General features: G+C 65.5%; 13 protein-coding genes. 4 read left to right on the plus strand and 9 right to left on the minus strand.

All coding sequences use genetic code 11. From position 1 onward, the window contains the following. Positions 1-15: 15 nt before the first annotated feature. From WKW82_RS19275 to WKW82_RS19285, 3 genes are read left to right on the plus strand one after another with little or no spacing between them, the layout of a single operon-like run. Positions 16-1,251 (plus strand): aconitase X, encoded by a 1,236-nt coding sequence (locus WKW82_RS19275; RefSeq protein ID WP_340343926.1) that lies wholly within the window; start codon positions 16-18, stop codon positions 1,249-1,251. Then, entirely contained in the window at positions 1,248-1,667 is a 420-nt protein-coding gene (locus WKW82_RS19280) for an aconitase X swivel domain-containing protein (protein WP_340343927.1), read from the plus strand. Before WKW82_RS19275 ends, WKW82_RS19280 begins: the two co-directional genes overlap by 4 nt. 43 nt (positions 1,668-1,710) lie before the next feature. Then, positions 1,711-2,460 carry a GntR family transcriptional regulator gene (locus WKW82_RS19285; protein WP_340343928.1) on the plus strand — a complete coding sequence of 250 codons (750 nt, stop codon included), beginning with the start codon at positions 1,711-1,713 and terminating at the stop codon, positions 2,458-2,460. Here the strand turns inward: WKW82_RS19285 and ntrC are convergent, their stop codons facing one another. From ntrC to WKW82_RS19300, 3 genes are read right to left on the minus strand one after another with little or no spacing between them, the layout of a single operon-like run. Then, the gene (gene ntrC / locus WKW82_RS19290) at positions 2,461-3,999 is read right to left on the minus strand and encodes a nitrogen regulation protein NR(I) (protein ID WP_340343929.1); all 1,539 of its coding nucleotides are present in this window, start codon (positions 3,997-3,999) and stop codon (positions 2,461-2,463) included. A 23-nt stretch (positions 4,000-4,022) separates the two neighbouring features. Continuing rightward, the gene (gene glnL / locus WKW82_RS19295; protein ID WP_340343930.1) at positions 4,023-5,099 is read right to left on the minus strand and encodes a nitrogen regulation protein NR(II); all 1,077 of its coding nucleotides are present in this window, start codon (positions 5,097-5,099) and stop codon (positions 4,023-4,025) included. Between the two features lie 5 nt (positions 5,100-5,104). Then, positions 5,105-5,605: a hypothetical protein gene (locus WKW82_RS19300; RefSeq protein WP_340343931.1), complete on the minus strand. Its 501-nt coding sequence runs from the start codon at positions 5,603-5,605 to the stop codon at positions 5,105-5,107. On the opposite strand from WKW82_RS19300, the gene WKW82_RS19305 reads away from it, so the two are divergent. Next, positions 5,604-5,822: a hypothetical protein gene (locus WKW82_RS19305; RefSeq protein ID WP_340343932.1), complete on the plus strand. Its 219-nt coding sequence runs from the start codon at positions 5,604-5,606 to the stop codon at positions 5,820-5,822. The genes WKW82_RS19300 and WKW82_RS19305 overlap by 2 nt on opposite strands. On the opposite strand, the gene glnA is transcribed toward WKW82_RS19305, so the two are convergent. From glnA to WKW82_RS19335, 6 genes are all read right to left on the minus strand, one after another. Continuing rightward, positions 5,810-7,225, minus strand: a complete 1,416-nt coding sequence (glnA, locus tag WKW82_RS19310; RefSeq protein ID WP_340343933.1) for a type I glutamate--ammonia ligase — start codon at positions 7,223-7,225, stop codon at positions 5,810-5,812. The genes WKW82_RS19305 and glnA overlap by 13 nt on opposite strands. A 148-nt stretch (positions 7,226-7,373) precedes the next feature. Continuing rightward, positions 7,374-8,276: a competence/damage-inducible protein A gene (locus WKW82_RS19315; protein WP_340343934.1), complete on the minus strand. Its 903-nt coding sequence runs from the start codon at positions 8,274-8,276 to the stop codon at positions 7,374-7,376. Next, the gene (locus WKW82_RS19320) at positions 8,273-9,154 is read right to left on the minus strand and encodes an EI24 domain-containing protein (protein ID WP_340343935.1); all 882 of its coding nucleotides are present in this window, start codon (positions 9,152-9,154) and stop codon (positions 8,273-8,275) included. Before WKW82_RS19320 ends, WKW82_RS19315 begins: the two co-directional genes overlap by 4 nt. 35 nt (positions 9,155-9,189) lie before the next feature. Beyond that, positions 9,190-10,158, minus strand: a complete 969-nt coding sequence (locus WKW82_RS19325) for a sterol desaturase family protein (protein ID WP_340343936.1) — start codon at positions 10,156-10,158, stop codon at positions 9,190-9,192. Between the two features lie 14 nt (positions 10,159-10,172). Further along, a complete protein-coding gene (locus tag WKW82_RS19330; RefSeq protein ID WP_340343937.1) occupies positions 10,173-10,973 on the minus strand; it encodes a polysaccharide deacetylase family protein in 801 nt (266 codons plus the stop codon). Then, positions 10,960-11,952, minus strand: coding sequence for a YncE family protein (locus WKW82_RS19335; protein ID WP_340343938.1), 993 nt, complete (start codon positions 11,950-11,952; stop codon positions 10,960-10,962). Before WKW82_RS19335 ends, WKW82_RS19330 begins: the two co-directional genes overlap by 14 nt. Positions 11,953-11,983: the final 31 nt, after the last annotated feature.

Below are 11,983 nucleotides of genomic sequence, written 5' to 3' on the forward strand. Positions count from 1 at the left end.
CACTCCACGAACGCCATGAAACTCAACGACCAAGAACAGGCCATCCTGGCCGGCGATGACGGCCCCGTCCCGCAATGGGCCTTGCAACATCAGATCGCAGTGGGCGATTTCTTCGGCGCCACCGACTTCGTGCCGGTGACGCAGGCGCACATCATGGCCGACACCGAGAGCCTGGGGCAGGCCGGCGTGATGTGGCTGGAGAAGATGGCGGCCACGCGCGAGGGCCAGCGCACCGTGCGCATCCCGACCATCACCGACCCGCGCGGCACCGACTTCAACAAGTCCGGCGTGCTCGGCCAGAGTGATTGGATGCTCGAACTGGAGCAGCGCGCCATCGACGCCTTCGTCAAGCTCGGCGTGTCGATGACCGACACCTGCATCAACTACCAGACCATCCAGGCGCCCACGCGCGGCGAGCACGTGGCCTTCGGCGACACCGGCGTGGTGATCTATTCCAACGCCGTCTGCGGCGCGCGCTCCAACTTCGAAGGCGGCCCCTCGGCGCTGTCGGCCGGCCTCACCGGGCGCACGCCGCGCTACGGCTTTCACCTCGACGCACAGCGCCAGGCGACGACCCGCATCCGTGCCGACTGGACGCCGCAGACGCTCAACGACTGGGGCGCGCTCGGCGGCGTCATCGGCAAGCTCGCGGGCAACTATTGGTCGGTGCCGGTGGTCGTGGGGCTGGAGGGCGCACCGGGTTCGGACGCCTTGAAGCACTTCGGCGCGGCCATGGCAAGCTTCGGCTCGATCGCGCTGTTCCACCTGGTCGGCATCACGCCCGAGGCGCAGCGGATCGAGGACGTGGGCGGCGACAAGCTGCCCGTGGCGCACCGCATCGGCGAGGCCGAGGTCAAGGCACTGCAGGCGCACTACGCTGTGAGCGACGAGGTCGACGTGGTGGTGTTCTCTGCACCGCAACTGAGCCTCTACGAACTGCGCCAGCTCGCCGCCCTGTGCGATGGCCGCAACTTCCAGCGCCCGCTGCTCGCGATCACCAGCCCACAGGTCAAGCCAGACTGTGATCGCATGGGCTTCACGTCGCAGATCGAGAAGGCCGGTGGCCACGTGATGTCGGGCATGTGCTTCTACCAGTCCTATGCACGCGAGATGGCCGAGGCCAAGGGCTGGAAGCGGCTCGCCACCAACAGCGCCAAGCTGGTCAATATCCTGGGCGGCTACGGCTACGTGCCGATGCTCGCGTCGATGGAACGCTGCGTCGAAGCGGCCGCAACGGGGAAACTGTCATGAGCAGCATCACCACGAAGGAATGGACGGCACGGCACGCGATCGGCCAGGCGGTACGCGCCACGGCGCTGGTCGCGCACGACGGCTTCTCAGCCCGCTACGACCTCGACCGCAATGCCGGCGTGTTCTCGCGGCCGGCGCACAAGCTCGCGGGCCAGTCGTACGTCGGCAAGATCCTCGTGCTCGACACGGCCAAGGGCGGCGTCGCCAGCGCGTGGATGCTGCACGAGATGGCGTCACGCCGCATCGTGCCGTTGGCCATCGTGTTCAACACGGTCAACCCCATCCTGGCGCAGGGCGCGGCCTTCGGCGGCATCACCATGCTCGCTGGCTTCGACGAGGACATCACGGCCCTGATTCCGCATGGCGCCACGGTCGAGGTCGACCCGGCCCGCAAGTCGCTGCGCATCGTGGATTGAGGGCTTGCCATACTCGCGGGATGCCCCACCGCATCCCTCCCGCATGACCGTCGACCGCTCGACCGCCGTTTCCCTTTACCAGCAGATCGCCGACCAACTCAAGGCCGACATCGCGCGCGGCGCCTTCGCGGACACCGGAATGGTGCCGCCGGAGCGCGATCTCATGACGCGCTTCGGCGTGAGCCGGGTCACCGTGCGGCAGGCCATGACGCAATTGCTGCGCGAGGAGCGCGTGGTGCGCAAGCAGGGCAAGGGCACCTTCGTCAGCAGCGGCCCGACGCTCAAGCACGAGTTGCATTCGATGCGCGGCTTCTACGATTCGCTGCTGCAGCAGGGCATCCACCCGAAGACGCGGCTGCTGTCCTTCGCACCCGCGGGCGCCGACGACGCATCGGGCTTCGCGCTGCAGCGCCTCTACGAAGTCGACGAGGCGCCGATCGCGCTGGTGAGCGCATGGCTGCCGCCCGAAGCGGCACGCATCACCTGGCAGCAAGCCGCCGAGCATCCCATCTACGGCATCCTCGAAACGCTGCTGCAACTGAAGGTGACCCGCACGAGCGTGCGCATCCGCGTGTTGCCGGCCGACGCACAGGTACGCAAGGCGCTGGGCCTGGCCGGCAAGTCCTTCGTGCTGACGATGGACCGCGAGTCCTTCGCGGAAGACGGCCGCACGCTGGAGCGCACGACCTTCTTCATCCGACCCGAACGCTACGAGTTCGTCCTGAACACGGTCGGGCCGCTGCCGATCAGCTCGTCGATACGCGACAGCGACAGCGACAGCGCACGGTCCTGACTACTCGATCCCAAGCTCCTGGATCTTGCGCGTGATGGTGTTGCGCCCGATGCCGAGCTTCTGCGCGGCCTCGATACGGCGTCCGCGCGTGCTGGCCAGCGCGGTCAGGATGAGGCGCGACTCGAAGCGGCGCGACAACGCATCCCACACATCGTGACGGCCGGCCGCGAGCAAGGCCTGGGCTTCATGCTCGAGCCCCGTTTCCCACGCCTCCACACCCCCGCCAACGGACGCAGTCACGGGCTCGCCCAACGCGGGCGCCAGCGTTGCCACGGGTGACGCGAACGCTTCGACGAAGGGCTCATGCTCCACAGGCGCATTGACCGGCACCGATGCCTGTTGAATGCCCACCGGAGCTTCCACCGGCGCACCGGCAATCACTTCAGGCGGCAGGTCCTTCGGCTCGATCAACTGCGCCGGCGCCATCACCGTGAGCCAGTGGCAAATGTTCTCCAGCTGCCGGACGTTGCCCGGGAAGTTGAATGTCGACAACTGCGCCAGCGCCGCGTCGGAGATGCGCTTGGGGTCCACGCCCAGTTGCTTCGCGCTCTGCTGCAGGAAGTGCCGCGTGAGCGCATACACGTCTTCACGCCGCTCGCGCAACGCCGGCAGGCGCAGGCGGATCACGTTGAGGCGGTGGAACAAGTCTTCCCGGAAGCTGCCTTGCTTGACGCGCTGCTCCAGGTCCTGGTGCGTCGCCGCGATCACGCGCACGTTCGTCTTCACGGCGTTGTGCCCACCCACGCGGTAGAAGTGCCCGTCGCTCAGCACGCGCAGCAAGCGCGTCTGCAGGTCGAAGGGCATGTCGCCGATTTCGTCGAGGAACAGCGTGCCGCCGTCGGCCTGCTCGAAGCGTCCGCGCCGCATCGTCTGCGCGCCGGTGAAGGCGCCGCGCTCATGACCGAACAGTTCGCTTTCCAGCAGATCCTTCGGGATCGCCGCCGTGTTGATGGCGACGAAGGGTCCGTTGGTGCGCGGCGAATGCTTGTGCAATGCACGCGCCACCAGCTCCTTGCCCGAGCCCGATTCGCCAGTGATCAGCACCGTCACATTGCTCTGCGACAGCCGCCCGATCGCACGGAACACGTCCTGCATCGCAGGTGCTTGGCCGAGCATCTCGGGCGCGGCGACCATGCGTTCCTCGGCCACTTCCTCGCGCTGGCTTTCATCGACCGCGCGGCGAATCAACTCGACCGCACGCGGCAGGTCGAAAGGCTTCGGCAGGTATTCGAAAGCCCCGCCCTGGAACGCCGACACGGCGCTGTCCAGGTCGGAGAACGCGGTCATGATGATGACCGGCAAGCCGGGGTGCGTGAGCTTGATCTTGTCGAGCAGTTCGAGGCCCGAACCGCCCGGCATGCGGATGTCGCTCACCAGGACTTGCGGTCCCTGCGACTCGTCTTCCTTGGCGGCCTCGAGCGCCGCAACGACTTCGCGCGTGTTGGTGAAGCTGCGCGTCGGCATGTCTTCACGCAGCAGCGCTTTCTCAAGCACAAAGCGTATCGATTGGTCGTCATCCACTATCCAGATCGGCTTCATGCAACTCCTGTTCGGCCTGGCTGCTAAGGCAGCGGTATCAATATCCTGAAATCGGTCCGGCCCGGGACGCTGTCGCACTCGATCACGCCGTGGTGCTGCTGCACAAAGGTTTGCGCCAGCGTCAGTCCCAGCCCTGTCCCGCCTTCCCTGCCCGATACCAGCGGGTAGAAGATGCGGTCCTTGATCGCGTCCGGCACGCCCGGTCCATTGTCAATGACATGCAATTCCAGTGCCAGTCGATACCACTGCTTGTTGAAGATGACCTGACGTGCCACCCGTGTCTTGAAAGTGATCCGCGCATCGCCCGCGGCACGGCGTTCGCTCAACGCCTGCGCCGCGTTGTGGACGATGTTGAGCGTGGCCTGGATCAGTTGCTCGCGGTCGCCGCGGAACTCGGGGATGGACGGATCGAAATCGCGTTCGATGTGCAGGTCGCGCGGGAACTCCGCCAGGATCACGGACCGCACCCGCTCGCACACCTCGTGGATGTTGACGTCGCCCACCACGTGCGGCCGACGGTGCGGCGCCAGCAGCCGGTCGACCAGCGTCTGCAGGCGGTCGGCCTCATGGATGATGACTTGGGTGTACTCGATGAGGTCGCGCGACTCGACCTCCATCTGCAGCAACTGGGCCGCGCCGCGGATGCCGCCCAGCGGGTTCTTGATCTCGTGGGCCAGGTTGCGGATCAATTCCTTGTTGGCCTGTGCCTGGTCGATCAGGCGCTCCTCGCGGTCCTGCCGCACCTGGTTCTCGATGGCAGACATCTCGATAATCAACTCGCCCGTTTTCTCGGCACGGGAGAGCGTGACCTGGACCGCCATCAATTCATGGTTGACGCGACGCAGGAAGGCCTCGTAGCGCAGCGTGGCGAACTCGTGCGTGCAGGCGCCATCGATGGCGGTGCGCAGCACGGCAGGCTCATGAAAACAAGCGCCGAACTGCGAACCCTCGAGCGTGCGCCGCGAGGTGCCAAGTGCATCTTCGAGCGCGGCGTTGGCGAAAATTACCGAGCCGTCGGGCTTCACGACCGCAATGAGCGTCGCAAGGAGATCGAAGGACTGGAAGCGCTTGGTTTTCGCAGCGGCCTTGCCGAAGGCCATGGCGATCACGGATTGGCCGGCGGCGGCAGGCGGCCGAGTTCGCGGCGAATGCCCGCGATGTCACTCTCATTGCGGGCGATGTTGGCCTTCATTTCCGACACGCGGTCCAGGTACTTCTGGTAATTGCGGGCCTCGCTGCCCTGCTTCTCGGGCTCGCCGTTGTTGTATTCCTTGAGCAGTTCGACCTGGCGTGCCTCGGCCTTCTTGAGTTCGGATTGCAGCACCGTGCGCGCCTCGCCATCACGCGCGCGCTGATCGACGGTTTCGACACGCGGGCTGCCCGGCGGCGACCTCACCGCGGCGGCGGTCGACGATGCAGCGGCGGCCGGCCGCGCACCTTGCACCACGGTGACGTTGCCGCCCTCCATGACCTTGCACCCGCGCTTCTGCGCCTCGGTGGCGTTGTTGGTGTATTCGTTGCCGCAGCGATAGACACGCTCCTGGGCAAACGCCGGCAATCCGGCCAACAGGGCCAAGGGCAGTAGCAGGATCGAGACAGGTTTCATGGTCATGTGGAAGGTGCGCGGCTGGGAAACATTTTCGTTGCAATTGGATGCGCTGGGCATTCGCATGTTCCCCGTCAACGAAAAAGGACGGCCGAAGCCGTCCTTTTTCGTTGCTGAGGCGGGAGGCGCCCAAGTCGATGTGGCTTCGCCATCTCGACTTGATCTCCCGCTCGGGCGGGTCGGGCGCAGCCCGACCCTGGGGGCTCACAGCGAATAGTACATGTCGAATTCGACCGGGTGCGTCGCCATGCGGAAGCGCGTGACTTCCTGCATCTTGAGGTCGATGTAGGCATCGATGTACGCATCGGTGAACACGCCGCCCTTGGTCAGGAACGCGCGGTCCTTGTCCAGGTATTCCAGTGCCTGGTCGAGGCTGTGGCAGACGGTCGGGATCAGCGCGTCTTCTTCCGGCGGCAGGTGGTACAGGTCCTTGCTCGCGGCTTCGCCCGGATCGATCTTGTTCTCGACGCCGTCGAGGCCGGCCATCAGCAGCGCGGCAAAACCGAGGTACGGGTTCATCAGCGGATCCGGGAAGCGCGCTTCGACGCGGCGGCCCTTCGGGTTGGCCACGAACGGGATGCGGATCGAGGCAGAGCGGTTCTTGGCCGAGTAGGCCAGCTTCACCGGGGCTTCGAAGCCGGGCACCAGGCGCTTGTAGCTGTTGGTGCCGGGGTTCGTGATGGCGTTCAGGGCACGGGCGTGCTTGATGATGCCGCCGATGTAATGCAGCGCGAACTCGCTCAAGCCTGCATAGCCGTCGCCGGCGAACAGGTTCTTGCCGTCCTTCCAGACCGACTGGTGCACGTGCATGCCCGAGCCGTTGTCGCCGACGATGGGCTTCGGCATGAAGGTGGCCGTCTTGCCGTAGGCGTGGGCCACGTTGTGGATCACGTACTTCTGCAGCTGGACCCAGTCGGCGCGCTGGATCAGCGTGCTGAACTTGGTGCCGAGTTCCATCTGGCCGGCGTTGGCCACTTCATGGTGGTGCACTTCGACCGGGATGCCGAGGGCTTCGAGCACCAGGCACATTTCCGAACGCATGTCCTGGAAGCTGTCGACCGGGGGCACCGGGAAGTAGCCGCCCTTGGTGGCGGGACGGTGGCCGGTGTTGCCGTGCTCGTATTCCTTGTCGGTGTTCCAGGAAGCTTCTTCGGAATCGATCTTCACGAAGCAGCCCGACATGTCGTTCTTCCAGCGCACGCCGTCGAACACGAAGAATTCAGGTTCCGGACCGAAGAAGGCCGTGTCGCCCAGGCCCGAAGCCTTCATGTAGGCCTCGGCGCGCTTGGCCAGCGAACGCGGGTCGCGCTCGTAGGGCTTGCCGTCCGACGGGTCGATCACGTCGCAGGTCAGGATCAGCGTGGTTTCCTCGAAGAACGGGTCGATGTTGGCGGTGTTCGGGTCGGGCATGAGTTGCATGTCCGAAGCCTCGATGCCCTTCCAGCCAGCGATCGAGGAACCATCGAAGGCGTGACCATCGGTGAACTTGCCTTCATCGAAGTGCGAGACCGGCACGGTAACGTGTTGTTCTTTGCCGCGGGTGTCGGTAAAGCGGAAATCGACGAACTTGACCTCGTTTTCCTTCACGAGCTTGAGTACGTCGGCGACGGTCTTTGCCATCAAATTCTCCTTGCGATGGGGGGTTGGTTTGAAAATCAGGGGTTGGGAATGCAGTTTCTGTGCCATTGTCACCGCATGCGACAAGGGCCTCGAATACGCCATTTGGCCCCGATGGGGCGCCTATTCTCCTCTTTTGGTGCGCGATTTTTCAACGCACCATTTCGGGGCCAAGACGCGCCTCAAAGCTGTGCAGGCCTTCGATGAGTTGTTGGTATGCGGCCGCAAGGCCTGCTGGATTGCCCTTGACGCCCAATTCGATATGGCGGCCGTGCTCCGGATGGTCGACGCTCGGCAGGCTGAACACCTTGACGCCAGGATGCGTGCGCTCGACGGCTTCCATGAGCGGGGTGAGCGTGGCCTCCATCGCACCATAGACGATCACGGATTTCTCGGCGCTGCGCCCAAGGGCGAACAGGTCGGCATAGCGCTCGTCCAGCACCGATTCGATCATCGGCCAGGCCATCACGGGAAAGCCGGGCACGAAATGAACGTCGGCCACGCTGAAGCCCGGGATCTTGTTGTAGGGATTGCGGATGATCGTCGCGCCCTCCGGGAACACGCCCATGTTGAGCCGATGCACGTTGTCGGGGCGGTCGGGTTCGTAGGTGATGCCCTGCTCGACCGCGGTGTCGCGCATGCGCTCGCGGATCAGCGCTTCCGCCTCCGGATGCAGGGCCAGCGGCCGGCCGAGCGCCGCCGCAGCGCATTGCCGCGTATGGTCGTCCGGCGTGGCGCCAATGCCGCCGGTGGAAAAGACGACGTCCCCCGAGGCGAAGGCACGCCGGAGCACCGCGGTGATCCGCTCCGGCGTATCGCCGACGTACTCCGCCCAATCGAGTTGCAGGCCGCGCGCCGCCAGCAGTTCGATGACCTTGGGCATGTGCTTGTCGAGGCGCTTGCCGGAAAGGATTTCGTCGCCGACGACGATCAGGCCAAAGGACCGGGCGCCGATGGACTGCGCCCCCAGGCTCGGCACCGACGTGTGCTCGCTTCCCTCCAAGGGGACGTTCGCGGCTCGCGACGGCCCGGCGCCACTCGATTCACTTGTCATGGCGCTCCCCATTGAGTCTGGATGGCTTTGTCCACATCGTGCGAAATGGCCGGCCCCTTGTTGATGGCATAGGCCAGCGCGGCACGCTCGGCACGCAGTTGCGACAACGCATCGAGGCAGTAGTGCGCGAACCACAGCGCCGAGAACGCGAACACCAGTGTGTAGATCCAGATCGCGATCGGTGCCAGCACGAAGAAACCGGCGGCGAACAGGAGGCCCGATGCCCACACGATGCTGGGCGCGGCGCCCAGGTAGCCGCACAACACGCCGATGGCCAGCAACGGCACCTTGTGCGTGCGCAGGATCGTCGTGCGCTCCTCGGCATCGGCATGCTCGGCCAACGCGTCAAAGCTCATCACGCGGTAGGTGAGCCAGCCCCAGATCAACGGTGGCAGCACCAGCACCAACGGCGGCACCAGCCACAACGGCATCGACACCACCAACGCAAGCAAGGCCAGCAGCGTGAGCCCCAGCGACCGGACCACGCTCCAGATCAGCGAGGGCCCCTTCTTGTGTTCCAGTGCAGGAAAGCGTCGCGTGGCCACCAGTCGCGTCAACGCCGGCGCCATGAGGCCCGACACGACCAGAAGCGCAACCAGCACGATGGCCGGCGTTGCCGCCAGCACCACCACCAGCTGCGCCAGCGTGCCCGAGATGTCGCCGGAAAAGAGGCGCCCGATCCAGCCCCAGAAGTTGGCCAGCAGCGGCCAGGAATCCAGCGTTGCGCGTGTCCAGGCCACCGCCGGATCCCAGAAGAAATAGCCCAGACCCGCCGCCAGCCCCACCATCAGCACCAGTGGCAGGAGCGACAGCAGGATCACCCGCGGGCGCAGGCAATACGCCACTGCGCGCCAGAAAGAATCGAGAAGAATACGCATCGGTGGCGAGGATACGCTACCCGATCAGCCTGGGTTCAGCGGCCCGCCAGGCGGCGCAAGCCCAGCCATTGCTGCGCCCAGAAGCCCGTCCCGTAATCGCGCACCTGGCCTGTCGCGCCGGGCTCGACCTGGTCGCGGATGCCGGTGGGGTCGTAGCGATGGCCGAAGTCCACCGTGCGAAACAGCATGTCCCACCACGGCAGCAGCACGCCGAAGTTATGACCGCCCAGCGTGGTCGGGCCGTTCGATTCGTGGCCGATGCCGATGCTGTGGTGCACCCGGTGAAAGCGCGGGCTGATCCAGAGTCGCTCGCCGATCGCGCCGAAGGACAGGCGCAGATTCGCATGCTGCAGGCTCTCGCTGAGTTGAGTGAAGGCAACGATGGCAATGAACTGCCCCGGCGCCACGCCGATGAGTTGCGCCACCACCACGATGATCGTGTCGTGGATGACGTCGTCGAGCAGGTGGTTGCGGTTGTCGCTCCACATCGTCATCTGGCGCTGCGAATGGTGCAGCGAATGAAGCCCCCACCACCAATTGAAGCGATGCTGCCCCCGGTGGATCAGGTACTCGACGAAATCCAGCACCACCAGGTAGATCACGAAGGCAACCCAGGGGATGTCCGTGACGCCGGGCCAGAGGTCGTCGAGATGCAATGCGCCCCAGCCATCGACCCGCAGCATGCCCAGCGCGTCATCGAACAGCGGCTGCAGCAGGAAGAACATCCCGAGCCTGAACAGCCCCAACCGATGGATCAACGTGTAGATCACGTCGACGCGGATCGCGCGCCGATCCGTCACCGCCTCGACCGGCCGCCAGCGCTGCAACGGCCCGACCAACGTGATCAGGATGGCGATTTGGATGACGCCGACCAGCAGCCAACCCGTCGCGTCGAACGCATCCTCGACCAGCCCGCCCAGCCCCACCGCATAGACGAGCGGCTGCACCGCGGCCTCGAACAGCCACTGCTGCAACGCGGCGAATTGGTCAGTGAGCCATTCCATTGCAGCCGTCCAACCTAGGAGTGCGCGGCGATCCAGGCCTTGTAGTCGGGATGCTGGCGCAGGGTCTGGAAGCAGAAGCCCTTTTCCTTCAGGCCCACGATCAGCGGCTCGAGGTCGGCCGGCGCCCACGGGTCCTTGCGCGACCAGATGCCCAGGTGCGCCAGCAGGATGTCGCCGGGACGGATGCGGTCCAGCGCCTGTGCGAGCAGCTTCTCGTTGCTGTAGGTCTCGCTCGGCAACTCGTCGCCCAGGAAGCCGGCCGGCGACCAGCCCACATGCGCGTAGCCGCAGGCTTTGGCGGCAGCGAGCAACTTCGGCGAGGTCTTGCCACCCGGCGCGCGGAACAGCGGCAGCGGCTTCTTGCCGGTGACGGAGGCCAGCCGATCAGAGGCCTTGGTGATGTTTTCGCAGTATTGCGCCGCCGTCCAGGTGAACTGGCGGCCCGCAAGCGCACCCATCGAAGGCCGCACCTGGAAGCGCGGCTCGACGCTCTTCTCGTCGCCACGCCAGTAGACGTGGTCGTAGGTGTGCGATGCGAACTCGTTGCCTTCGGCGGCCCGCGCCTTCCACCAGGCCGCCCAGTGGTCGTCCAGGCTGTTTCCATCGGTCTGCGTGCGCTCGGCGGCGGCGAAGAAGGTCACCCGCACGTTCTGCCGCTTCAACACATCGGCAAACAGCGGCGCCACACCCATGTGGCCGGTGTCGACGGTCAGGTAGACCGGCTTTTCGCAGGCGGTCTGGGCGGCTGCGCCGGTGGCGCCAGCAAGCGTTGCAACCAGGAGGAAGGCAAGCTGCAGTGACTTAGCGGGCGCCATGGTCGAGCGTCCAGACGCCGTGCGGCGAGCGACCCACGTTCACCTGCCGCACCACCTTGTGCGACGCCAGGTCCACCACGCTGAGCTTCTTGGCCCAGCGCGAGGTCACGAAGAGCGTCTTCCCGTCAGCCGACACGTCCATGCAATCCGGGCCGCCCGGCACCGGATAGTCATCGGTCACCTTGAGCGTCTGGAGGTCGATGCGGCTGATGCTGTTCGACACACGATTGCTGACGAACACCGACTTGCCGTCACCCGCACCGCGGAACGCGTGCGCACCCTTGCCGGTGGGAATCTTGCCGGTCACCTTGGGCTGTGGGCCGGACACGTCGAACACCTGCACCCCATCACTGCCCGTCAGGCCCACGAGCAGCGTCTTGTCGCCATTGATGCCGTAGATGTCCGCCGGCATTGCGCCAGTGGCAACGCGCCACTTGATCGCCTGGGTGGCCAGGTCGACCGCGACCAACTCGTCGCTGTCCTGCATGGTGACGTAGGCCGTCGTGCTGGCCTTGTCGATCCAGATGTGGCTCGGTGTCTTGCCAGTGGCAATGCGCTTGGCCAGCTTCAGTTCCTTGCCGTCCCAGCGGAAGATGTCGACGTGATTGAGGCGGTTGCCCGCGGTCACGAACCACTTCATGTCGCGCGAGAACTGCAAGTGGTACGGGTCGATGATGCCGTGGACCACGCGCTGCACCTCGGCCGTGCGCGGGTTCAGGAAGGTCAGCGAATCGCCGGCCGAGTTGGCCACGATGAGCGATTGCTCGTCAGGCGTGAGGTACAGGTGATGCGGCTCCTTGCCGGTCGGGATGCGCTGCTTCTCGGCCCATGTGGCGGGATCGATCACGCTCACCGTGGCGTCGAGCGAATTCAGTACGAAGACCGGCGGCGGCTCGGCCGCGACGGCACTCGACAGCGTGGCGGCCACGGACAACAAAAAGGCCGCAATGCGGCCGGTCGGGGAGGTAGAAATTCGCAAGGGGAGGTTCCGTAGGAAGGCTGCCGAATTT

Origin of the sequence: Variovorax rhizosphaerae (assembly GCF_037889975.1) — a bacterium.
Taxonomy (GTDB): domain Bacteria; phylum Pseudomonadota; class Gammaproteobacteria; order Burkholderiales; family Burkholderiaceae_C; genus Variovorax; species Variovorax rhizosphaerae.

Excerpts from the sequence above, each read along its gene's own strand:
- WKW82_RS19280 (WP_340343927.1), top strand. The coding sequence starts at position 1,248 with ATGAGCAGCATCACCACGAAGGAATGGACGGCACGGCACGCGATCGGC.
- WKW82_RS19320 (WP_340343935.1), bottom strand. The coding sequence starts at position 9,154 with ATGCGTATTCTTCTCGATTCTTTCTGGCGCGCAGTGGCGTATTGCCTG.
- WKW82_RS19325 (WP_340343936.1), bottom strand. The coding sequence starts at position 10,158 with ATGGAATGGCTCACTGACCAATTCGCCGCGTTGCAGCAGTGGCTGTTC.
- WKW82_RS19305 (WP_340343932.1), top strand. The coding sequence starts at position 5,604 with ATGGTCATGTGGAAGGTGCGCGGCTGGGAAACATTTTCGTTGCAATTG.
- glnL (WP_340343930.1), bottom strand. The coding sequence starts at position 5,099 with ATGGCCTTCGGCAAGGCCGCTGCGAAAACCAAGCGCTTCCAGTCCTTC.
- WKW82_RS19315 (WP_340343934.1), bottom strand. The coding sequence starts at position 8,276 with ATGACAAGTGAATCGAGTGGCGCCGGGCCGTCGCGAGCCGCGAACGTC.
- WKW82_RS19300 (WP_340343931.1), bottom strand. The coding sequence starts at position 5,605 with ATGAAACCTGTCTCGATCCTGCTACTGCCCTTGGCCCTGTTGGCCGGA.
- WKW82_RS19330 (WP_340343937.1), bottom strand. The coding sequence starts at position 10,973 with ATGGCGCCCGCTAAGTCACTGCAGCTTGCCTTCCTCCTGGTTGCAACG.
- WKW82_RS19275 (WP_340343926.1), top strand. The coding sequence starts at position 16 with ATGAAACTCAACGACCAAGAACAGGCCATCCTGGCCGGCGATGACGGC.
- WKW82_RS19285 (WP_340343928.1), top strand. The coding sequence starts at position 1,711 with ATGACCGTCGACCGCTCGACCGCCGTTTCCCTTTACCAGCAGATCGCC.
- ntrC (WP_340343929.1), bottom strand. The coding sequence starts at position 3,999 with ATGAAGCCGATCTGGATAGTGGATGACGACCAATCGATACGCTTTGTG.
- glnA (WP_340343933.1), bottom strand. The coding sequence starts at position 7,225 with ATGGCAAAGACCGTCGCCGACGTACTCAAGCTCGTGAAGGAAAACGAG.